General features: G+C 68.1%; 18 protein-coding genes. 6 read left to right on the plus strand and 12 right to left on the minus strand.

What is annotated here, in order from left to right:
* Window positions 1-11: 11 nt before the first annotated feature.
* Both ccoS and ABD866_RS15265 read right to left on the minus strand, forming a co-directional pair.
* Window positions 12-149: a cbb3-type cytochrome oxidase assembly protein CcoS gene (ccoS, locus tag ABD866_RS15260; RefSeq protein ID WP_345067078.1), complete on the minus strand. Its 138-nt coding sequence runs from the start codon at window positions 147-149 to the stop codon at window positions 12-14.
* The gene (locus tag ABD866_RS15265; RefSeq protein WP_425549599.1) at window positions 149-2629 is read right to left on the minus strand and encodes a heavy metal translocating P-type ATPase; all 2481 of its coding nucleotides are present in this window, start codon (window positions 2627-2629) and stop codon (window positions 149-151) included. The genes ccoS and ABD866_RS15265 overlap by 1 nt, the downstream gene beginning before the upstream one ends.
* A gap of 104 nt (window positions 2630-2733) precedes the next feature.
* Between ABD866_RS15265 and ABD866_RS15270 the strand changes: the two genes are divergently transcribed.
* Window positions 2734-3177: a universal stress protein gene (locus tag ABD866_RS15270; protein ID WP_345067081.1), complete on the plus strand. Its 444-nt coding sequence runs from the start codon at window positions 2734-2736 to the stop codon at window positions 3175-3177.
* Between the two features lie 127 nt (window positions 3178-3304).
* Here the strand turns inward: ABD866_RS15270 and ABD866_RS15275 are convergent, their stop codons facing one another.
* The 6 genes from ABD866_RS15275 to ABD866_RS15300 form a co-directional block, all read right to left on the minus strand.
* Complete coding sequence (locus ABD866_RS15275; protein ID WP_345067085.1) at window positions 3305-4891, minus strand: malonate--CoA ligase; 1587 nt, start codon at window positions 4889-4891, stop codon at window positions 3305-3307.
* 48 nt (window positions 4892-4939) lie between these two features.
* Complete coding sequence (locus tag ABD866_RS15280; RefSeq protein WP_345067087.1) at window positions 4940-5722, minus strand: enoyl-CoA hydratase/isomerase family protein; 783 nt, start codon at window positions 5720-5722, stop codon at window positions 4940-4942.
* 36 nt (window positions 5723-5758) lie between these two features.
* Window positions 5759-6757, minus strand: coding sequence for a Bug family tripartite tricarboxylate transporter substrate binding protein (locus ABD866_RS15285; protein WP_345067090.1), 999 nt, complete (start codon window positions 6755-6757; stop codon window positions 5759-5761).
* A gap of 156 nt (window positions 6758-6913) precedes the next feature.
* The gene (locus tag ABD866_RS15290; RefSeq protein ID WP_345067093.1) at window positions 6914-8365 is read right to left on the minus strand and encodes a malonyl-CoA decarboxylase; all 1452 of its coding nucleotides are present in this window, start codon (window positions 8363-8365) and stop codon (window positions 6914-6916) included.
* On the minus strand, window positions 8362-9027 hold the full coding sequence (locus ABD866_RS15295; RefSeq protein ID WP_345067096.1) for a GntR family transcriptional regulator: 666 nt from the start codon (window positions 9025-9027) through the stop codon (window positions 8362-8364). Before ABD866_RS15295 ends, ABD866_RS15290 begins: the two co-directional genes overlap by 4 nt.
* Window positions 9028-9707: 680 nt before the next feature.
* The gene (locus ABD866_RS15300) at window positions 9708-10625 is read right to left on the minus strand and encodes a LysR family transcriptional regulator (protein ID WP_425549602.1); all 918 of its coding nucleotides are present in this window, start codon (window positions 10623-10625) and stop codon (window positions 9708-9710) included.
* 295 nt (window positions 10626-10920) lie between these two features.
* Between ABD866_RS15300 and ABD866_RS15305 the strand changes: the two genes are divergently transcribed.
* Window positions 10921-11826 carry a DMT family transporter gene (locus ABD866_RS15305; RefSeq protein WP_345067101.1) on the plus strand — a complete coding sequence of 302 codons (906 nt, stop codon included), beginning with the start codon at window positions 10921-10923 and terminating at the stop codon, window positions 11824-11826.
* Window positions 11827-11900: 74 nt separating this feature from the next.
* Here ABD866_RS15305 and lgt read toward each other — a convergent pair whose 3' ends face one another.
* Together lgt and ABD866_RS15315 are read right to left on the minus strand one after the other, a co-directional pair.
* Complete coding sequence (gene lgt, locus ABD866_RS15310) at window positions 11901-12725, minus strand: prolipoprotein diacylglyceryl transferase (RefSeq protein WP_345067104.1); 825 nt, start codon at window positions 12723-12725, stop codon at window positions 11901-11903.
* 111 nt (window positions 12726-12836) lie between these two features.
* A complete protein-coding gene (locus ABD866_RS15315) occupies window positions 12837-13763 on the minus strand; it encodes a LysR substrate-binding domain-containing protein (protein WP_345067107.1) in 927 nt (308 codons plus the stop codon).
* A 115-nt stretch (window positions 13764-13878) separates the two neighbouring features.
* On the opposite strand from ABD866_RS15315, the gene ilvD reads away from it, so the two are divergent.
* On the plus strand, window positions 13879-15582 hold the full coding sequence (gene ilvD, locus ABD866_RS15320) for a dihydroxy-acid dehydratase (protein WP_345067110.1): 1704 nt from the start codon (window positions 13879-13881) through the stop codon (window positions 15580-15582).
* Window positions 15583-15744: 162 nt separating this feature from the next.
* On the opposite strand, the gene ABD866_RS15325 is transcribed toward ilvD, so the two are convergent.
* Entirely contained in the window at window positions 15745-15987 is a 243-nt protein-coding gene (locus tag ABD866_RS15325; RefSeq protein WP_345067113.1) for a TIGR04438 family Trp-rich protein, read from the minus strand.
* Between the two features lie 122 nt (window positions 15988-16109).
* On the opposite strand from ABD866_RS15325, the gene ABD866_RS15330 reads away from it, so the two are divergent.
* Window positions 16110-16415 carry a c-type cytochrome gene (locus ABD866_RS15330; RefSeq protein ID WP_345067116.1) on the plus strand — a complete coding sequence of 102 codons (306 nt, stop codon included), beginning with the start codon at window positions 16110-16112 and terminating at the stop codon, window positions 16413-16415.
* 274 nt (window positions 16416-16689) lie between these two features.
* On the opposite strand, the gene acs is transcribed toward ABD866_RS15330, so the two are convergent.
* Entirely contained in the window at window positions 16690-18684 is a 1995-nt protein-coding gene (acs, locus tag ABD866_RS15335) for an acetate--CoA ligase (protein WP_345067119.1), read from the minus strand.
* Window positions 18685-18874: 190 nt separating this feature from the next.
* Here acs and ABD866_RS15340 point away from each other — a divergent pair, with 190 nt between their 5' ends.
* Together ABD866_RS15340 and ABD866_RS15345 are read left to right on the plus strand one after the other, a co-directional pair.
* Window positions 18875-19450: a TIGR00645 family protein gene (locus ABD866_RS15340; protein WP_345067122.1), complete on the plus strand. Its 576-nt coding sequence runs from the start codon at window positions 18875-18877 to the stop codon at window positions 19448-19450.
* Window positions 19451-19641: 191 nt separating this feature from the next.
* Window positions 19642-20481, plus strand: coding sequence for a dioxygenase family protein (locus ABD866_RS15345; protein ID WP_345067124.1), 840 nt, complete (start codon window positions 19642-19644; stop codon window positions 20479-20481).
* Window positions 20482-20533 lie beyond the last annotated feature (52 nt).

Genomic DNA, 20533 nt, shown 5'->3' on the forward strand with positions numbered 1-20533 from the left:
ATTGACGAAAGTCAACTGTCCCGAAGAATGCGTTCGCCCTCTTGCTCGATGCTCTCGAACTGGCCGTGGTACACCGCCCACCACAGGCCTGCGAGGATCAAGAGCACGAGAATTACGGACAGCGGAATCAGCAGGTACAGGATGTCCATCAGGCGGCCTCCACAGTGGGTGAAACAGACGACGAAGGCGCGGCCGCAACCGGCAGCGCAGCAGCGACAGAAGATGTGGGATCGGGCAGTGCACGCGCCAGCCGCGCAGCGTTGAGCACCACGAGCAGCGAGCTCAGCGCCATGCCCAGGCCCGCCAGCCACGCGGGCATCCAACCGGCCACGGCCAGGGGCACACTGAGCGCGTTGTAGGCCGCAGCCCACCAGAGGTTCTGGCGCACGATGGCCAGCGTGCGGCGCGCCAGCAGCAGGGTCTGCGCCACCAGCTCTAGCCGGTCGCCCAGCACCACGAAATCAGACCGTGCCTGCGCCAGCGGCACAGAGCGGCCAAACGCAAACGACACATGCGCGCCTGCGAGCACGGGCCCGTCGTTCAGGCCGTCGCCCACCATGGCGACCTGGTGCCCCTGCTCCTGCAGCGCCTGCAGCAGCGCCAGCTTGCCCTTGGGCGTGCATTCGCCCTGGGCCTGCGCAATGCCCGCCTGCTGCGCCACGCGCTGCACCGCGTCGCGGCGGTCGCCCGAAAGCATCTGCACCGCCACGCCGGCAGCCTGCAACTGCTGCACGGTGCGCACGGCGTCCTCGCGCAGGTCCTCGGTCAACTCAAACACCGCGAGCGTTTGCACCGCGCCATCGGCAGACTCGGCCGACAACACGGCCTGCAGCCCCTGCGCCAGGGGTGCAGACACGCGCGCATGGCGGGCCGAACCCAGGCGCAGGCACCAGCGGCCAGGCAGACCCGGAGCGTTGTAGACCCAGGCCGAGAGGCCCAGCCCTGCGTGCTCCTCGGCGTCTTGCACCGGCACATCGGGCGGCAGCACCGCACCTTCGGCCACCGCCTGCTGTGCCAGCGCGCGCGAGACCGGGTGCATGGAGCGGCGCGCCAGCACCTCGGCCAGGGCCAGCACCTGCGCCCGGCTGTGGCCCGCTGCAGGCTGCACCGTGCGCAGCGCCATGCCGTCGCGCGTAAGCGTGCCGGTTTTGTCAAACACCACCGTGTCCACCGACGCCAGGGCTTCGAGCCCCTGCAACTGCCGCACCAGCACGCCCTGGCGCGCCAGCGTGCCCGCGGCTGTGAGCATGGCCACGGGGGTGGCCAGCGACAGCGCGCACGGGCAGGTGACGATGAGCACGGCCACCGCCACCATCAGGGCATGGCCCGGGTCGGTGGGCCACCACCAGGCTGCGGCCAGTCCGGCGGCCACCAGCACCGCGACCAGAAACGGCCGCGCAATGCGGTCGGCCAGGCGCGCAAGGCGCGGCTTTTGCGACGAGGCGCTTTCCATCAACGCCACGATCTGCGCGAAGCGCGTGGCGGCGCCCACGCCTTCCACCACCACATCCACCGGCGCCTGCAGGTTGTAGCTGCCGGCCGTCACGGTGCTGCCTTGCGGCCGGGCCACGGGGGTCGATTCGCCGGTGAGCAGTGCCTCGTCGGCGTGGGTGCTGCCCTGCACGATGCGCCCGTCGGCCGGAAACGCCTCGGACGGCAGCACGCGGATGGTGTCGCCCACGGCCAGGCGGCGGGTGGCCACGCGCGCAAAGTCGCCTTGCGTGGCGTCCCAGCGGAGCACGCTGTCGGGCAGGCGGTTCATCACGGCTTCCAGCGCGCCGGCCGTGCGGTCGCGCAGGCGCAGCTCCAGCCAGCGGCCGGTGAGCAGGAAGAACACGAACATCGTGAGCGAGTCGTAGTACACCTCGCGCCCGAAGATGCCGTCGGGTTCAAAAGTGCCGATGGTGCTCACCACAAAGGTGATGGCCATGCCCAGCGCCACCGGCAGATCCATGCTCACGCGGCGCAGCCGCAGGTCGGTGAGCGCGCTCGTGAAAAACGGCCCGCAGGCAAAGAACACCACGGGCAGCGAGATCACCCACGAGGCCCAGCGCAGCAGCGTCTCCATCTCCTGCGTCAGGTCGCCCGGCTGGGCCACGTACGCCGGCCATGCGTACATCATGACCTGCATCATGCAAAAGCCAGCCACCAGCCAGCGCCACAGCGCCTTGCGGCTCTCGCGCAGGCGCTGCTCGCGTGCAAAGGCATCCATGGCAGGCAGCGCGCGGTAACCCGCGCGGCGCACCGCCTCCATCCAGGCCGAGGGCCGCACCTGCCCCGGCTGCCACACCACGCGCGCGCGGCGCGTGGCCGCGCTCACGTCGGCCTGCAGCACGCCGGGCACGGCGCGCAGCGCGTCTTCGATGGTGAGCGCGCAGGCTGCGCAGTGCATGCCATCCAGCACCACCTGCGAATCCCAGCAGCTGTCCTGCGGCGGCACCTGCGCATTGGCCGGCAGCGGCGTGCCCGCGGGCGTGCATTGGCGGCCGAAGCCGGTCCATTCCTGCGGATCGTCGAGCAGGGTGTGTGCAGCGGCGGGCTCTGTGGCGGACTCTGCCCCCGGCATGGCCCGGGGCAGGTCCTCTTCGGCTGGCGCAAGCGCCGGCCCACCGGGGGGAAGATTTGACATGCGGCAAGACTACCGCCCACCCCCGCCGGGCTCATTGACATGGATCAAGCCGCCCCGGCACCGCAGGCCTAAGCTGTGCCCATCAACACCCGAGGAGACCCTCCATGTACCAGCGCATCCTGATCGCCACCGACGGCTCCCCCCTGTCCGACAAGGCGGTGGAAAGCGGTCTGTCCCTTGCCAGCCTGTGCGGTGCCACCGTGGTGGCGCTCAAGGTTGTGCCCCGCTACCCGCGCAGCTACTTTGAAGGCGGCATGCCCGTGGACGCATCCGACATCAAGCGCATCGAAAAGCAATGGGGCGACGCCGCCCAGGCCATGGTCGATGCGGTGAAAGCACAAGGCGAAGCCCAGGGCCTGACCGTCAAGGCCGTGATCGCCAAGTCCGACTTGGTGGCCGAAGCGGTGATCTCGGCCGCCAAAAAGCACAAGTGCGACCTGATCGTGATGGCCTCGCACGGCCGCAAGGGCCTCAAGCGCCTGCTGCTGGGCAGCGAAACGCAGCACGTGCTCACGCATTCGCACATTCCGGTGCTGGTGCTACGTTGAGACATGCCCCCTGCCTAGGGGCGTTTTGAGCTGCTCGTGCTTTTAAATCAATCACGAGCAGCTATCAATTTAATAGCAAACCAATCCGCTGCCCGGGGCATTGCAGTGCGGACCCTACTGCAGGTCCTCAAGCCCCGTGCTTCGCAAACAACCCCTTGTACTGCTCCCGCAGCAGGTTCTTCTGCACCTTGCCCATGGTGTTGCGCGGCAGTTCGGCCACCACGAAGCACTGCTTGGGGATCTTGAAGTTGGCGAGTTGGGCCTTGAGCGTGGCGATGATCTGTGCTGCGTCGGGCTGTGCGCCGGGCTTGGCGATGACCACGGCCACGCCGACCTCGCCAAAGTCCGGGTGGGGCACGCCCACCACGGCGCTTTCGGCCACGCCGGGCAGTTCGTTGATGTACCCCTCGATCTCGGCCGGGTAGACGTTGTAGCCGCCGCTGATGATCAGGTCTTTGCTGCGGCCCACGATGCGCACGTAGCCGCGCTCGTCCATCAGGCCCACGTCGCCGGTCTTGAAGAAGCCGTCGGCGGTGAATTCTTCGGCCGTTTTCTCGGGCATGCGCCAGTAGCCCTTGAACACATTGGGCCCGCGCACCTGGATGCCGCCGATCTCGCCCACGGGCAGGGCCGCGCCGCCCTCGCCCACCACGCGCAAGTCCACCCCGGGCAGCGCAAAGCCCACGGTGCCGCCGCGGCGCTCGGCCTGCCCGCCGTGGCGTGCGTCGGCCGCGTAGGGGTTGGAGGTGAGCATGATGGTCTCGCTCATGCCATAGCGCTCGAGGATGGTGTGGCCGGTGCGCTCCTGCCATTCCTTGAAGGTTTCGATGAGCAACGGGGCCGAGCCGGCGATGAACAGGCGCATGCTGCACACCGCCTCGCGCGTGAGGGTGGGCTCGGCCAGCATGCGCACATACAGCGTGGGCACGCCCATGAACACCGTGGCCCGCGGCATCGCGGCAATCACGGCCTTGGGGTCGAATTTGGCAAACCAGATCATCTTGCTGCCATTGAGCAGCGCGCCGTGGATGGCCACGAACAGCCCGTGCACGTGGAAGATGGGCAGCGCGTGGATGAGCACGTCCCCGCGGCCGTCCAGCCCGCCGGTGGCCGTCCACCCCCAGTAGGTTTTAAGCACCTGCGCATTGCTCAGCAGGTTGCCGTGCGTCAGCATCGCGCCCTTGCTGCGGCCCGTGGTGCCGCTGGTGTAGAGGATGGCGGCCAGGTCGTCGGCCGTGCGGGCCACGGGCGTGTGCGCGTCGGCCTGGTGGGCGGCGCGCTGCAGCAGGCTGCCCGTGCGGTCGTCGCCCAGCGTGAACACATGGCCCGTGCCCGCGGTAAAGGCGATCTTGCTCACCCAGCCGAAGTTGCCCGGGGTGCAGACCACCACGGCGGGCTCGGCGTTGCCGATGAAGTACTCAATCTCGGCGCTCTGGTAGGCCGTGTTGAGCGGCAAAAACACATAGCCCGCGCGCAGCGTGGCCAGGTACAGCATGAGCGCTTCGACGGACTTTTCGACCTGCACGGCGATGCGGCTGCCCTCGGGCAGGCGCAGCGATGCCAGCAGGTTGGCCATGCGGGCGCTGCCGCGGTCGAGGTCGCGCCAGGTGTAGTACAGCGGCTGGCCGTCGGCCGTGGTGGTTTCGACGGCAGTGGCCTCCAGGTCGGCCGGGAAGGCGGCGCGCAGGGCGTCAAACAGGTTGGCAGAAGACATGGCGGTTCAAGGTCGGAAGGAACAGAAAACGAATCGGGCAGCGCGGCGTCAGAACGCAGGCGGCCGCTTGGCCAGAAAGGCGGCAATGCCCTCGCGGTGCTCGGCGCTGGGCGCGTAAGCGTACGGGTCGGGCGGCGGCGGGCCGTCGGCCAGGCCCGCCAGGGCGCGCAACGTCTGCTTGTTGAGCCGGGCGGCCTGCGGGGCCAGCGCGGCGATGCGGCGGGCGCTGGCCAGGGCGGCCTGCAGCACGTCGGCGTCGGGCACCACGCGGCTCAAGAAGCCGCGCGCCAGCATCTCGTCGGCACTGAAGGTGGCGGCCTCAAGCAACATTTGCCGTGCCACCACCGGGCCTACGGCGCTGCCCACCAGGCGTGCCTCGCGCGGTGCCATCGGAAAGCCCAGCCGCGCAATGGGCGCGCCAAAGCGCGCGCCCTGCCCGGCCACGCGCAGGTCGCAGCAGCTTGCAATCTCCACCCCCGCGCCCATGCACGCGCCGTCGATGGCGGCCACCACGGGCACGTCGCAGCACAGCATGGCGTTGAGCCCGCCCCAGACGTCGCCTTCGTGAAAGTCGCGCAGCGTGGCCGGGTCGAAGCGGAAGCCCGGGTACTCCGAAATGTCGCCCCCGGCGCAGAACGCCCCGCCCTCGCCCGCCACCACGATGCAGCGCAGCGCCGCATCGGCCTGCAGCTGCTCGAACACGGCACGCAGTTGCCGCCACATGGCACGCGACATGGCGTTGAGCCGCCCGGTGTGGCGCAGGGTGACCTGCACCACGCCGGGCCCGGCCAGCGCGGCATCGAGCGCCTGGCACACCACTTCTGCGGTCATTGCATCCTTTCTGTGGGCCCGCAGGCCGCTTAACGGTCAGTCGAGCTTGGCACCCGAGGCCTTGACCACAGCCGCCCAGCGCTTGACCTCGCTCGACACAAACGCCGCAAACTGCGCCTGCGTCATGCCACCAAACTCCGCGCCGTTGCTGGCCCACACGCTCTTGAGCTCGTCGGCCGTGCCCAGCTTGCGGACCTCGTCGATGATGCGCGCCTGAATGTCGGCCGGCGTACCCTTGGGGGCCCACAGCGCGTACCAGGTGGTCACCGTGTAGTCGGGCAACCCGACTTCGGCCGCGCAGGGTACGTCGGGGAAGGCCGGGTTGCGCTTGTGGCCCGACACCATCAGCGCCTTGATGCGCCCGGCCTTGATGTGCGCGGCCGACGAGCCCAGGCCGTCGAACATCATGTCCACCTGGCCGCCAATCAAGTCCTGCAAGGCCGGGCCCGCGCCGCGGTACGGAATGTGCGTGATGAAGGTGCCGGTCTGCTGCTTGAACAGCTCGCCCGCCAGGTGGTGCGAGGTGCCCGCGCCGGCCGAGCCGTAGTTGAGCTTGGCCGGGTTGCGCTTCACGAACTCAAGGAACTGCGCAAAGTTAGCGGCCGGCACCGTCTTGGGGTTGACCACCACCACCTGCGGCACGTTGGCCAGCAAAAACAGCGGGATGAAGTCTTTTTCGATGTCGTAGTCGAGCCGCGGATACATGGACGGCGCAATTGCGTGGTGCACCGCGCCCATGAACAGCGTGTAGCCATCGGGCGCGGCCTTGGCCGCAAAGCTTGCGCCCACGGTGCCACCCGCGCCGCCGCGGTTGTCGATCACCAGCGTCTTGCCCGTGGCCTTGGAAAACTGCGCGGCCAGCGGGCGCGCAAACGCGTCGGTGCCGCCCCCGGCCGGAAACGGCACCACCAGATTCACGGGCTTGGCCGGCCAGGCACTGGCCTGGGCCAGCGCGCCCAGGGGCGACAAGGCCCAGGCCGATGCGGCCCCGGCGGCCAGGAACTGGCGCCGCGGAAGGCGCGAGGAAGGGGTCATGACCATGGCGAGTGTCTCCTTGTGGTGGTCAGAGGACGGGCGTGGGCCCGGAATCGGCACCAAGGCGCGGCCTCTGCGGGCTGCGGCCACCGGGCCAGCAAACAAACGGTGTGTGCATGCAGGTCGGGGGCGACATGGCCATGGGCCCACCGGCGCTCAATCGCGGCACAGGCTGTCGATGTCGCCCGACACCGGAATCTTGCCCTGCGCGAGCAGGCTGCGGTGCTTGTCCAGGCGCTTGAGGTCGTACAGGTAGTTCACCATCAGCCCGTACGACTGCTTGAGCCCCTTGGGCGATGGGTCGCCCGCCCAATTGAGCCGCTCGACCCGCGAGCCGTTGCCCAAGTGGAAGCGCGCCACCGGGTCCACCGGCTTGCCCTCGACCAGCTCGCGCCCCAGGTAGCGGGCTGCGGCCTCCAGCAGAAACTGCCGCACGGGCGAGCGCGCATCGAGTGTCAGCGGCTGCTCGGCCGCGGCCAGCACGTGCGCGGCCTGCGGCGGCTCAAAGCCCACGCAGCGGCCCAGCTCGGCGCGGCGGCGTTCGTCCATGCGCTCCATCAGCCCGGCGGCGTGCTTGCCCAGCCAGGCGCGAAAGCCCGGAATAGGCGACAGCGTGGCAAAGTGCCGCAGCCGCGGGAACTCTTCGGCCAGCGTCTCCACCACCTGCTTGATCAGCGAATCGCCAAAACTCACGCCGCGCAGGCCCACCTGGGTGTTGCTGATGGAGTAGAAGATGGCCGTGGTCGCGCGGGCCGCATCGGCGGCGTCGGCGGTCTCGTCGAGCAGCGGCGTGATGCTGTCGGCCATGCGGTCGAGCAGCGCCACCTCCACAAAGATCAGCGGCACGCCCGGCATGCGCGGGTGAAAAAAACCGTAGCAGCGCCGGTCGCTGTCGAGCCGGTTTTTCAAATCGGCCCAGCTGCGAATGTCGTGCACCGCTTCGTACTGGATGAGTTTTTCAAGCAGCGAAGCCGGCGAATCCCAGGAGATGCGCTGGAGCTCCAGAAACGCGATGTCGAACCAGGTGGAAAACAGTTGCTCCAGCTCGGCATCGAGCGCCAGCAGCCGCTTGTGCGACTTGAGCTGGGGCAGCAGCTCGGCGCGCAAGTCCACCAGAAAGCGCATGCCCTGGGGTGCGACCGCAAAACGCTGCAGCAGCCGCGTGCGCGGCGACACCAGCGCGCGGCGCAGGCCGATCTCGGCCTGGCCTTCGTCATCGGTGCCGGCGGCCGCCTCGTAGCGCTGGCGGGCTTTCTGAACACGCTCGGCATCGGGCGCAAACTGCTCGCACAGCAGCAGCCACATGTCGCGCCGCTCGGCCGGCTGGGCCTGCGCGTACCACTGGGCCACCGCCTCGGCGCGGCGGCCGCCTTCGATCTCGCTCAGTTGCGGGGCGGCCACTTCCTGCAGGTCGGCCAGCAGGCGGCGCAACGCGCGCGGCGACAGCGCCTCGTCGGCCCGGCGCAGCGTGGCCTGCAGGCGCTCTTGCGTGCTGCGCGGCGCGGCTTTGTCGGGCTTGTCAGCGGGCGCGTCGGCCGCCTTGTCGCCGCGGCCAGCGGCGCGCAGGCGCGAGACGCTGCGCGAAATCCATTCGGCGGGGGTGCTCATGGGCTCAACCTCGATTGGTGGTGGCGGGCGATGTCACGCAGCGCCTCGCGCTGGTGCAACAGGTGGGTGCGCATGGCCTGCTCGGCGGCGAGGCTGTCGCCGGCGCGCAGCGCGGCAAACACGGCCAGATGCTCGGCCAGGCTTTGCTGCAGGCGGCCCGGCGCGTGCAGCTGCTGCAGCCGCGCCAGGCGCAGGATCTTGCGCAGGTCACCAATCACCTGCGCCAGCCAGCGGTTGTCGGCCAGCGTGATGAAGGCCTCGTGGATGCTGTGATTGGCCTCGTAGTACTCGGGGATGCGGCTCGCCGCGGCATGCTCCTGCAGCCGGTCGTGCAGCGCCTGCAGCGCGGCCACGTCGGCCGCCCCGGCGTTGCGCGTGGCTTCAAACGCGGCCCGGCCTTCGAGCAGCGCGATCACGGGAAAGATCTCGTCCAGGTCGCGCTCGGTGACCTGCGCCACAAAGCAGCCACGGCGCGGCTCGTGGCGCAGCAGGCCTTCGGCCACCAGCACCTTGAGCGCCTCGCGCAGCGGCGTGCGCGAAATGGCCAGCCGCTCGCACAGCACCGCTTCGTCAAGAAAGCTGCCGGGCACGAGCTGGCCCGCGAAGATTTCTTCGCGCAGCCGGCGGGCGGCTTCGTCGTGCAGCGGCAGGGCAACAGGCATGCGGCGCGGCTCCTGGGTGGGCATCGGCAGACGGGGCGGCCGGGCCGTGGGCAAGTCACGGACCAGGTCGACGACTGGGATGTGGGCCCCGTCATTTTCGATAATTTTCCATAATTATGAAGAAATGAAGGGGTGCTGTGCCGGGGAGTTACCCGCAGGCACGGCCATCGCCCACGCAGTGCGGCGCGCGCGCCACAGCGGGCGGGGTGCTCTGGGTGCTCTGGGCCCTCTGCCGATGATGCCGACTGCCCCTCAGCACCGCCGACACGGCCATCATCGCTCCTGATTTGGTAGCAGCTCGTGCTTGATTTCGCTGGGTTTCAGGCCCGTTTGGCCTGAAGGCTCCCTCATGATCGACCACCACCTTGCTTCGGTCCATCGCGGCAAAGCCGGTGAACGAAGGTCCGTCCGCACGCGCACACCAGCGGGGTTGCTCCTGATTCCATCGCTGCCCACGCTTGAATTTGCTGAACTCCAAACACTTCTAATCTGAAAGCGGCCCGCTTTCCTGCGCCAGCGCCTGCGTTTCAAGCCATGGCCGCCCCCCCCTGCGCCCGCGCGATCCACACGCACACGCTGGAGGGGATCGCTCCTGATTTGGTAGCTGCTCGTGCTTGATTCCGCTGGGCTTCAGCCACTTTTGGTTCTAAAACCCTTGCCTCACGGCCCAGGCACCGGCTTCAGGCCACCCCGGCAAAGCCCTGCGCCAGGTGGTCGATCCACACGCGCAGCTTGGCGGGCAGGTGGCGCTGCGAGGGGTACAACAGCCAGGCGGTGCCCGAGTAGTGCGTGACGTGCCGCCAGTCGGGCAGCACGGGCACCAGGTCGCCCCGGGCAATGGCGGCGCGCGCCGCAAAGCCCGGAAGGCTGGCGATGCCCAGGCCGGCCAGCGCGGCTTCAAGCCGCACCTCGCTGTGGTTGGCGGTGTAGCGGCCGCGCACCGGCACGGTGGCGGCTTCGCCCGGGCGCTCAAAGCGCCAGTGCCGGTCGCGCTCGTCTTCGCCCAGGGCAATGCAGGCGTGCTGCGCCAGGTCTTGCGGCTGCGCGGGCGTGCCGCGCTCGGCCAGATAGCCGGGGCTGGCGCACACCCGATGCTCCAGCACCGCCAGCGGCCGCCCGGCCAGGCCCGGCGGGGGCGCGTCGGTCACGCGCAGCGCGAGGTCGATGGGTTCTTCCAACAGATCGACCGTGCGGTCGGTGATGAGCAGTTGCACGTCCACCTGCGGATAGCGCTGCAAAAAGGCGGGCACCAGCGGGTGCACCAGTTGCCGCCCCACGGCCTTGGGCACGCTCATGCGCACCAGGCCTGCGGGCGCAGACTGCTGCGCGTCGCTCAGCGCCCACACCTCGCGCGCTGCCCCCACCAGCGCCTGACAGCGCTGGTACACGGCCGCGCCGGTATCGGTAGGGCGCAGCTTGCGGGTGGTGCGCTCCAGCAGGCGCACGCGCAGCGCCGCCTCCAGCCGTGCGACCTGCCGGCTCACGGCCGAGGGCGTGAGGCCGAGCTGCCGCGCCGCGGCCGAGAAGCTGCCCGCCTCAACCACGCGGGCGAACACGGCCATGTCAGGCAGGTGGTCCAGGGCTGGATTCATGCTTATCAGGAACAGGTGCTGTGCTTCGCGCCAGATTATCAACCTTGGCGCACAGAATTAGCATCAACACCCTGGAGTGCCCAAGCGGCATGGCACCGTGGGCCGTGGCGATGCCAGCGGCCGGGCCAGGCCGACCGACGGCCCACCCGCACGCTGCGCACACCGACCCACCGCGACGGCCCTGCCCCCTTTCGTCCCTTTCGTCCCTTTCGTCCCCTTCGCCACTTTCGTCCGCTTCGCCCGTTGTCTCGCCAGCGGCCCTGGGCCGCAGCCAGGCCCTTTGCTTTCATCCCCCTCTGCCATGCCCTCCTCCGCCACTGCCGCCCCCCCTGCACCGCCCCTGTCTCTGCGCCTGTCGGACGCCGCCCTGCTGCTGGTGGCCTTGCTCTGGGGTACGAGCTACGGCGTGGCCAAGGGTGCGCTGGTGTACTACCCGGTGCTCGGGTTTCTGGCTGTGCGCTTCGGCCTTACGTTTGCGTTGCTGCTGCCTGCGCTGCTGCGCGCCAGCGCCCCACAGCGGCGCGCCGCCCTGCGGTCGGGCCTGCCCCTGGGGCTGCTGCTGGCGAGTATCTTTGCCTGCGAGACCTTTGGCCTGGCCCACACCCAGGCCAGCAACGCGGCGCTGCTGATCAGCCTGTGCGTGGTGTTCACGCCGCCGGCCGAATGGGTGCTGCTGGCGCGGCGGCCCAGCGCCGCGGTGTGGGCGTGCACCGGGGTGTCGCTGCTGGGCGCGGCACTGCTCAGCGGCGGGGTGCCGGGCGCGTGGAGCGTGGGCGACGCGCTGATCCTGGCCGCCGCCATGCTGCGCGCCGTGCAGGTGTGCTGCACCAGCCGCCTGGCGCAGCGCACGCCTGCCCCGGCGCTGGCCCTGACGGCTGTGCAGGCCGGGGTGATCGCCGTGGCCGCTGCGGCGCTCGCCTGGGCACTGCCCGGCACGCTGCCGCCACTGCCGGGGCACAGCGCCTTCTGGTGGGCCACGCTGTACCTGGTGCTGGGCTGTACGGTGTTTGCGTTTGTGGTGCAGAACTGGGCACTGCGGCACAGCCCGCCCACGCGCGTGGGCCTGCTGATGGGCAGCGAGCCCGCGTGGGGTGCGATGTTTGCGGTGCTGTGGCTGGGCGAGTCACTCAGCGTCCAGGGCTGGATGGGGGCGGGGCTGATCGTGGCGGCCGCGTTCTGGACGCTGCGCCAACGCCCGGCCGGTTGACGGCCCAGCGGCCGATTGCTATCAATTCAATAGCTGCTCGTGCTTGCTTCCTGAGCACGAGCGGCCGATTTCGTTCAAACCCCGGCGGCACGCACCGGCTGCCGCTGCGCCCACACCCACAGGCCCAGGCCGCCCAGCACCATGGGCACGCACAGCCACTGGCCCATGCTCATGCCCAGCGACAGCAGGCCCAGGAAGTTGTCGGGCTCGCGGAAGTATTCGGCCACAAAGCGCAGCACGCCATAGCCGATGAGGAAGGCCGCCGCCACCTGGCCCTGGCGGCGCTCGGTGCGGGCGTACAGCCACAGCAGCACAAAGAGCAGCAACCCTTCGAGGAGGAACTGGTAGATCTGCGACGGATGCCGCGGCTGCAGGCTGCCGCTGTGCGGAAACACCATGCCCCAGGGCAGGTCGGGGCTGGCAAAGCGGCCCCACAACTCGCCGTTGATGAAGTTGCCGATGCGCCCGGCCGCCAGGCCCGTGGGCACGCAGGGCGCCACAAAGTCGGCCACCTGCAGCCAGGGCCGCTGGCGCGAGCGCGCAAACCACCACAGCGCCGCAATCACGCCCAGCAGGCCGCCATGAAAGCTCATGCCGCCCTGCCACACCGCAAAGATTTCGAGCGGGTGCGACAGGTAGTAGCCCGGCTTGTAGAACAGGCAGTAGCCCAGCCGCCCGCCGATGATGACCCCGGCCACGCCGAAGAACAGGATGTCTTCCACATCGCGCCGCGACCAGGCCTGCGCGCCGGTGAGGCGGGCAAACGGCGGGTGGCGCAGGCGCAGCGTGCCCAGCAACAAAAAAAGGCCGAAGGCGGCCAGATAGGTCAGGCCATACCAGTGGATGGCCACGGGCCCGAGCTGCAGGGCCACGGGATCGATTTGGGGATACGTCAGCATGGCGCGATTGTGCACAAAGGGGGGGACGGCCCCGTGGCGTGCGGGGATGGGCCCGGCCGCCCCACCGGGCACCGGCCCGGCGGCACCCTGCACGGGCCGGGGCCCCGCCCCTCAGCCTTCTGCCCCGGCCTGCGCCGCCTGCACATGCGCCACCCAACGCTGCAGCACGGGTGGGCAGGCGTCGGCGCGCCAGACCAGGCTGGTTTCGCACGTGGGCGCAGGGGCCGGGGCCGCACGGTACACCACGCCCGGCCGCTGGAACTGCCGCACGCTCTGCGGCACCCAGGCGATGCCCAGCTCGGCCGACACGAGGTTGACGATGGTCTGCATCTGGATCGCCTCTTGCGCCACCTGCGGCGCACGGCCCGCGGCGCGGTAGCGCTCCACAATCGCGTCGTGCAGCGAAGGCAGGATGAGGCGCGGAAAGATCACCAGCGGCTCGTCCCACACGGCGGCGGCGTCCACCGGAGCGTGGGCGGGCTGGGCGCGCGCCAGCGGGTGCTGCTCGGGCAGGGCCAGCAGCAGCGGCTCCTGCGCGACCACCAGCCGCGCGAGCCCGGCCGGGGCGGCCCCGGGCGCGTGCAGCAGCAGGCCGGCGTCGATGTCGCCGCGCGCCAGGGCGGCCAGTTGCACGTCGCCCGTGGCCTCGATCAATTCGAGCGCTACCTGCGGATAGCGCTGGCGAAAGCTGCGCACCCAGGGCGGCAACAGGCCAAAGCCCACGGTGGACACAAAGGCCAGCCGCAGCCGCCCGGCCTCGCCCGCCGCCACCGCCTGGGCCTGCCGGGGCAGCTGCTGCGCACGCTGCAGCAAGTCGCGCGCCCCCGGCAGCAGCGCAGCACCCGCGGGGGTGAGCTGCACGCGGCGTTGCGTGCGGTCAAACAGCCGCAGGCCCAGCGTGCGCTCGAGGTTGGCAATGGCCTGGGTGAGCGGCGGCTGCGTCATGTGCAGGCGCTGCGCGGCCCGGCCAAAGTGCAGTTCTTCGGCCACGGCCACAAACTGCCGCCAAGCGCGCATATCAATCACCGGCTCATTCATACGCCCAGCATATCAATATCGCCCACCGAATGGATTGGATGGGCGAGCCGGCGCGCGGCATACTTCGGGCGCGGGCCGTAGGCCCCTTTCCGTCTTCCCCCACGAAGGAACCTCCATGGCAGACCACAAGACCATTCCGATCCAGCCGATCAACCGCCGCTCGGCCAACATCACCGAAGGCAAGAGCCGCGCGCCCAACCGCTCCATGTACTACGGCATGGGCTACCAGGAGAGCGACTTCGGCAAGCCCATGGTGGGCGTGGCCAATGGCCACAGCACCATCACGCCCTGCAACAGCGGCCTGCAGAAGCTGGCCGACGCGGCCGTGGAAGGCATCCAGGAAGCGGGTGGCAACCCGCAGATCTTCGGCACGCCCACGATTTCGGACGGCATGGCCATGGGCACCGAGGGCATGAAGTACTCGCTGGTCAGCCGCGAGGTGATTGCCGACTGCGTGGAAACCTGCGTGCAGGGCCAGTGGATGGATGGCGTGCTCGTCATCGGCGGCTGCGACAAGAACATGCCCGGCGGCCTGATGGGCATGCTGCGCGCCAACGTGCCCGCCATCTATGTGTACGGCGGCACCATCCTGCCGGGCAAGTGGAAGGGCCAGGACCTGAACATCGTGAGCGTGTTCGAAGCCGTGGGCCAGAACGCGGCCGGCCAGTTGAGCGACGAAGACCTCAAGGCCATCGAGCAGCACGCCATTCCGGGCACGGGCTCGTGCGGCGGCATGTACACGGCCAACACCATGAGCTCGGCGTTCGAGGCGCTGGGCATCTCGCTGCCCTACTCGTCCACCATGGCCAATGTGCACGAAGAAAAAGTGCGCTCGGCCAAGGAATCGGCCCGCGTGCTGGTCGAGGCCATCAAGAAAGACATCAAGCCGCGCGACATCGTCACGCGCAAGTCCATCGAGAACGCCGTGGCCGTGATCATGGCCACGGGCGGCTCGACCAACGCGGTGCTGCACTTCCTGGCCATTGCGCACTGCGCGGGTGTGGAATGGACCATCGACGACTTCGAGCGCATCCGCCAGCGCACGCCGGTGCTGTGCGACCTCAAGCCCAGCGGCAAGGCCCTGGCGGTGGACCTGCACGCCGCAGGCGGCATCCCGCAAGTGATGAAGATTCTGTTGAACGCCGGCCTGCTGCACGGCGATTGCCTCACCATCACCGGGCAGACGATTGCCGAAGTGCTCAAGGACGTGCCCGACGCGCCGCCCGAGCAGAGCGTGATCCACACCATCGAGAACGCCATGTACAAGCAGGGCCACCTCGCCATCCTCAAGGGCAACCTGAGCCCTGAGGGTGCCGTGGCCAAGATCACAGGCCTGAAGAACCCGGTGATCACCGGCCCGGCCCGTGTGTTCGACGACGAGCAGTCGGCTCTGCAGGCGATTCTGGACGGCAAGATCAAGGCCGGCGACGTGATGGTGCTGCGCTACCTGGGGCCCAAGGGCGGCCCGGGCATGCCTGAAATGCTGGCCCCCACGGGCGCGCTCATTGGCGCCGGCCTGGGCGAAAGCGTGGGCCTGATCACCGACGGCCGCTTCTCGGGCGGCACCTGGGGCATGGTGGTGGGCCACGTGGCGCCCGAGGCCGCTGCCGGCGGCAACATCGCGCTGGTGCACGAAGGCGACAGCATCACCATCGACGCGCACCAGTTGCTGCTGCAACTGCACGTGAGCGACGACGAACTGGCCCGCCGCCGCGCCGACTGGACGGCCCCGGCCCCGCGCTACACGCGTGGCGTACAGGCCAAGTTCGCGTTCAACGCCGCCAGCGCCAGCAAGGGCGCGGTGCTCGACGCGTTCTGATGAGGTTGCGCCGCCTGCGGGCGGCGTGCCACCCGGAGCGGGCCCGCGCGGCCGCTCTTCACAAGACAAAAGGGGCTGCATCGCAGCCCCTTTTTTTGGTTGGGTGGTGGGAGACCGGTTGCTCGGCGCTTGCCGAGCGCTGCCGCCCGCCCCCCAGGCGGGTCAGCGCGGCTTGCGCGGCTTCATGCCCAACGCTTCCTTGTGTTTCTCGATGCGGTCTTTCTTGCGCTGTTCCATTTTCTCGACAGCCTTGCGCTTGGTGTAACCCGACGAGTCGGCCCAGGCCCACCACAAGGCCGTGGCTCCGAAGGGCGCCATCACCCACCACCACGACCACTGGGCCACAGGGCCGATCTCGAAATACTTGAGCGCCAGAATGATCAGCGAAAGCCCCAACAGGTACATACGAAAACCTCTGAAACTGGAGAGTGCCAACAGGTTTTGACACAGTGCAAGTGGCTGTCAACCCAGGCCACTACAATGCGTTGACACTGAGGAAATGTAACCCAACCACAGGACGCCCCACCATGAAACGCACCCTCATCACCCTGGCCCTGTCGCTCGCTGCTGCTACGCCTGCTTTTGCCGACATGGCGCTGGCCACGTCGAAGAATTGCATGGCCTGCCATGCGGTAGACAAGAAGCTGGTCGGCCCCTCTTACAAAGAAGTGGGCGCCAAGTACGCAGGCCAAAAAGACGCGGTGGACAAGCTGGCCGCCAAGATCATCAAGGGCGGCAAAGGCGTGTGGGGCGAAGTGGCCATGCCGGCCAACCCGCAGGTCAACGAAGCAGAGGCCAAGAAGCTGGCCGCCTGGATCCTGACCCACAAGTAAGCCGTCGGACCAGTCCTCGCGGACTGCAGCCATCCAACGCCGCGCGCCCTGCTGGGCAGCGCGGCGTTTTTACTGGTGCTGCTCCCACAGCGCCCTGGCCAGCGGCCGCGGCGCGCTGGATCCCTGCCTATCCGAACAGCGCCCCCACACCGGCGGCCAACAGCACAGAGCGGAGACCGACAACGCCCCCCAAAAAAAGCCCTCGCGCCAAGCGGTGGCCGAGGGCTTGTGGTGTCTGTCGGGCTTCGCGTACGAAGCCCGCCTCGACCATGGCTCAGTTCGTCTGCGCGAGCTGCTCCAGAATGGCCGGATTCTCCAGCGTGCTGGTGTCTTGCGTGATGGCTTCGCCCTTGGCAATGCTGCGCAGCAAGCGGCGCATGATCTTGCCGCTGCGTGTCTTGGGCAGGTTGTCGCCAAAACGGATGTCCTTGGGCTTGGCGATCGGCCCGATCTCTTTGGCCACCCAATTGCGCAGCTCGTTGGCGATCTGCTTGGCTTCGTCGCCGGTGGGTCGCGCGCGCTTGAGCACCACAAAGGCGCAAATGGCCTCCCCCGTCACATCGTCCGGCCGGCCCACCACGGCGGCCTCGGCCACCAGGTCGGTCTTGGCCACCAACGCCGATTCGATTTCCATCGTGCCCATGCGGTGGCCCGAGACGTTCAGCACATCGTCAATGCGGCCCGTGATGCGGAAGTAGGCCCGGTCGGCGCTGCGCACGGCACCATCGCCCGCCAGGTAGTAGCCCTTGAGTTCTTCAGGGAAGTAGCTCTTCTTGAAGCGCTCGGGGTCGCCCCAGATCGTGCGAATCATGCTGGGCCAGGGGCGCTTGATGACGAGAATGCCGCCAGCACCGTGCGCCACGTCGTTGCCCATTTCGTCCACGATGGCGGCCATGATGCCCGGCAACGGCAGCGTGCAGGAGCCCGGTACGAGCGGCGTGGCGCCCGGAAGGGGCGTGATGACATGGCCACCCGTTTCGGTCTGCCAGAAGGTGTCCACGATCGGGCAGCGTTCGCCGCCGACGTTCTTGTAGTACCACATCCATGCTTCCGGGTTGATGGGCTCGCCCACGCTGCCCAGCAGGCGCAGGCTGGAGAGGTCGCTGCGCGAGGGGTGCACGCTGGCATCGGTCTCGGCCGCCTTGATGAGCGAGCGGATGGCCGTGGGGGCCGTGTAGAAGATCGAGACCTTGTGGCGCTCGATCATCTGCCAGAAGCGACCGGCGTTGGGGAACGTGGGCACGCCTTCAAACACCACCTGTGTCGCCCCGGCGGCCAGCGGGCCATAGGCCACATAGCTGTGGCCGGTGATCCAGCCAATGTCGGCCGTGCACCAGAACACGTCGTCGGGCTTCAGGTCGAAGGTCCAATCCATCGTAAGCTTGGCCCACAGCAGGTAGCCGCCCGTGCTGTGCTGCACGCCCTTGGGCTTGCCCGTGGAGCCGCTCGTGTAGAGGATGAACAGCGGATGTTCCGCCCCGACGGCGACCGGTGCGCATTCGGTGCTCTGCCCGGCCAGTGCCTCGGCAAAGGTCTTGTCGCGGCCTGCCTGCATCGCGCAGGCGGTGGCCGTGCGCTGGTACACAAACACGTTGCGGATCGACTCGCAGCCACCCATGGCGATGGCTTCGTCGATGATGGCCTTGAGGGGAAGCTCCTTGCCGCCGCGCATCTGGTAGTTGGCGGTGATCACCGCCACGGCGCCCGCATCGATGATGCGCTCTTGCACGGCCTTGGCGCTGAATCCACCAAACACTACGCTGTGGGTGGCACCGATGCGCGCGCAGGCCTGCATGGCCACCACGCCCTCGATGGTCATGGGCATGTAGATCAGCACGCGGTCGCCCTTTTGCACCCCGTGGGCTTTCAGGGCGTTGGCGAACTGGCTCACCCGGGCCAGCAACTCCTTGTAGGTCACGCGCGTCACCGTGCCGTCGTCGGCCTCGAAAACGATGGCCGTCTTGTGCTCGGTCGGTGTGCCGATGTGCTTGTCAAGGCAGTTGGCCGAGGCGTTGAGCTCGCCGTCGGCAAACCAGCGGTAGAAAGGAGCGTTGGATTCGTCGAGCGTCTGGGTGAACGGCTTGGTCCACTGCACGTTCTCGCGCGCCAGGCGGCTCCAGAAGCCCTCGAAATCGCGCTCGGCCTCGGCACACAGCGCGTCATAGCCCGCCATGCCCGAGACGCGGGCAGCCCTCACCACCGCATCCGACGGCGGGAACACGCGGTTTTCGACAAGAACGGACTGGATGGCGGATGCGGGCGCACTCATGGTGTTGTCTCCTGGTTCTGTTGAGGCTGGGCGGTACTGTCTGCCGCGGCACTTACAGGCCACTGACTGGCGCGAAGCTTACAAAACACACCGACATGGGGTGCCTAGCAGACCCACCCATACCCCTACAATCGCCCGACTTTTTTGGTGACTCTGCCCCATGTCGAACCCGCCCCAACGAACCAACCCCATGCGTCCCCTGCCCTCGCTGATCTTTGCCAGCCGTTGGCTGCAGTTGCCCCTGTACCTGGGGTTGATCCTGGCCCAGGCGGTGTACGTGTTCCACTTCTGGGTGGAACTGGTGCATCTGATCGAAGCCGCTTTTGGCAACACGGACGCCTTGCACAAGCTGGTGTCCAGCATCGGCTACAAGTCGGACGTTCAGATCACCGCACTGAACGAAACCGTGATCATGCTCGTAGTGCTGGCCCTGATCGACGTGGTGATGATCTCCAACCTGCTGATCATGGTGATCGTGGGTGGCTACGAAACCTTTGTGTCACGCCTGCAACTGGAGGGTCACCCGGACCAACCGGAGTGGCTCAGCCATGTGAATGCATCGGTGCTCAAGGTCAAGCTGGCCACGGCCATCATCGGCATCAGCTCTATCCATCTGCTGAAGACCTTCATCAACGCCGCGAACTACGACCTGAAGGTGCTGATGTGGCAGACCATCATCCACGTTGCATTCCTGCTCAGTGCGCTGGCGATTGCGCTGACCGATCGGCTGATGTCGCATTCACCTGCGCCGACTCACCAAGCTTGAGCTGGCACCCTGTGAAGTCCGTTTAAGACGGTGTCGAGGGCCTACCCGCCGCCGCCCAATATCAAGCAACGACCCGTGCGGCGTCTGTCATGCGGTGGGGCATGCGGTCTCACGCGCGGGCTGCGGGTCTCCCTGATTTCTCCTCATTCGGTGGGCACAGTGCGGGCATTACCCACTTGCAGGAGGAATCCATGGACCAAGCCCTCGCACTCGCCGCTGCCGCCCACACACCCACCAATCGACGCCTCGCGCTGAACGCCCTGGGCTCACTGGGGGTGGCCACCCTGCTGGGTTGCGGCGGCGGCGAAGACACTGACACCAGCACAGGCGCCGGTACGGGCACCGGCACCGGCACCGGCACCGGCACAGGTACGGGAACCACCGCCAGTTGCTCGGTCGTCCCAGAGGAAACCGCGGGACCTTACCCAGCCGATGGTTCCACCGCCAGCAACAGCACCTACAACGTGCTCGCCCTTAGCGGCATTGTTCGATCAGATATTCGCAGCTCCATTGGCTCAGCCACCCAGGTCAGCGGGGTACCGCTGACCATCGCCATCACACTGACCAATACCAACGCCAGCTGCGCTCCACTGTCGGGCTACGCCATCTACCTGTGGCACTGCACGCAGGACGGACAGTATTCGGTCTACAGTTCCAACAACATCGCAGACAACCACCTGCGGGGCGTGCAGGCCACAGATGCCAGTGGTACGGTAACGTTCACCACGATCGTGCCCGGCTGCTATTCGGGGCGCATGCCACACATGCACCTGGAGATCTACCGCAGCCTCTCGGCCGCTACCAACGCCAGCAACAAGCTCAAGACCACGCAGCTGGCCTTTCCCACCGAGGTACTGAGCACCATCTACAGCGCCAACGCGGGATATAGCAGCAGCGTTCGCAATCTGGCTGCGATGTCGTTCGCCACCGACAACGTTTTCAGTGACGGCACAGCCCTGGAGATGACCACCATGCAGGCCCAAAGCGGTGGCGGGTACTCCGCCAGCATCACGATCTCGATTGCGGCCTGAAACCACAGAACCCGGCAGCCCCGGCAGCGCCAGATGCACCGCCACCCGCGGC

It is taken from the genome of Acidovorax lacteus (assembly GCF_039540375.1).
Classification (GTDB): Bacteria; Pseudomonadota; Gammaproteobacteria; order Burkholderiales; family Burkholderiaceae_C; genus Acidovorax_G; species Acidovorax_G lacteus.

Coding starts and splice junctions, on each gene's coding strand:
- ccoS (WP_345067078.1), bottom strand. CDS start 149: ATGGACATCCTGTACCTGCTGATTCCGCTGTCCGTAATTCTCGTGCTC.
- ABD866_RS15265 (WP_425549599.1), bottom strand. CDS start 2,629: ATGTCAAATCTTCCCCCCGGTGGGCCGGCGCTTGCGCCAGCCGAAGAG.
- ABD866_RS15270 (WP_345067081.1), top strand. CDS start 2,734: ATGTACCAGCGCATCCTGATCGCCACCGACGGCTCCCCCCTGTCCGAC.
- ABD866_RS15275 (WP_345067085.1), bottom strand. CDS start 4,891: ATGTCTTCTGCCAACCTGTTTGACGCCCTGCGCGCCGCCTTCCCGGCC.
- ABD866_RS15280 (WP_345067087.1), bottom strand. CDS start 5,722: ATGACCGCAGAAGTGGTGTGCCAGGCGCTCGATGCCGCGCTGGCCGGG.
- ABD866_RS15285 (WP_345067090.1), bottom strand. CDS start 6,757: ATGACCCCTTCCTCGCGCCTTCCGCGGCGCCAGTTCCTGGCCGCCGGG.
- ABD866_RS15290 (WP_345067093.1), bottom strand. CDS start 8,365: ATGAGCACCCCCGCCGAATGGATTTCGCGCAGCGTCTCGCGCCTGCGC.
- ABD866_RS15295 (WP_345067096.1), bottom strand. CDS start 9,027: ATGCCTGTTGCCCTGCCGCTGCACGACGAAGCCGCCCGCCGGCTGCGC.
- ABD866_RS15305 (WP_345067101.1), top strand. CDS start 10,921: ATGCCCTCCTCCGCCACTGCCGCCCCCCCTGCACCGCCCCTGTCTCTG.
- lgt (WP_345067104.1), bottom strand. CDS start 12,725: ATGCTGACGTATCCCCAAATCGATCCCGTGGCCCTGCAGCTCGGGCCC.
- ABD866_RS15315 (WP_345067107.1), bottom strand. CDS start 13,763: ATGAATGAGCCGGTGATTGATATGCGCGCTTGGCGGCAGTTTGTGGCC.
- ilvD (WP_345067110.1), top strand. CDS start 13,879: ATGGCAGACCACAAGACCATTCCGATCCAGCCGATCAACCGCCGCTCG.
- ABD866_RS15325 (WP_345067113.1), bottom strand. CDS start 15,987: ATGTACCTGTTGGGGCTTTCGCTGATCATTCTGGCGCTCAAGTATTTC.
- ABD866_RS15330 (WP_345067116.1), top strand. CDS start 16,110: ATGAAACGCACCCTCATCACCCTGGCCCTGTCGCTCGCTGCTGCTACG.
- acs (WP_345067119.1), bottom strand. CDS start 18,684: ATGAGTGCGCCCGCATCCGCCATCCAGTCCGTTCTTGTCGAAAACCGC.
- ABD866_RS15340 (WP_345067122.1), top strand. CDS start 18,875: ATGCGTCCCCTGCCCTCGCTGATCTTTGCCAGCCGTTGGCTGCAGTTG.
- ABD866_RS15345 (WP_345067124.1), top strand. CDS start 19,642: ATGGACCAAGCCCTCGCACTCGCCGCTGCCGCCCACACACCCACCAAT.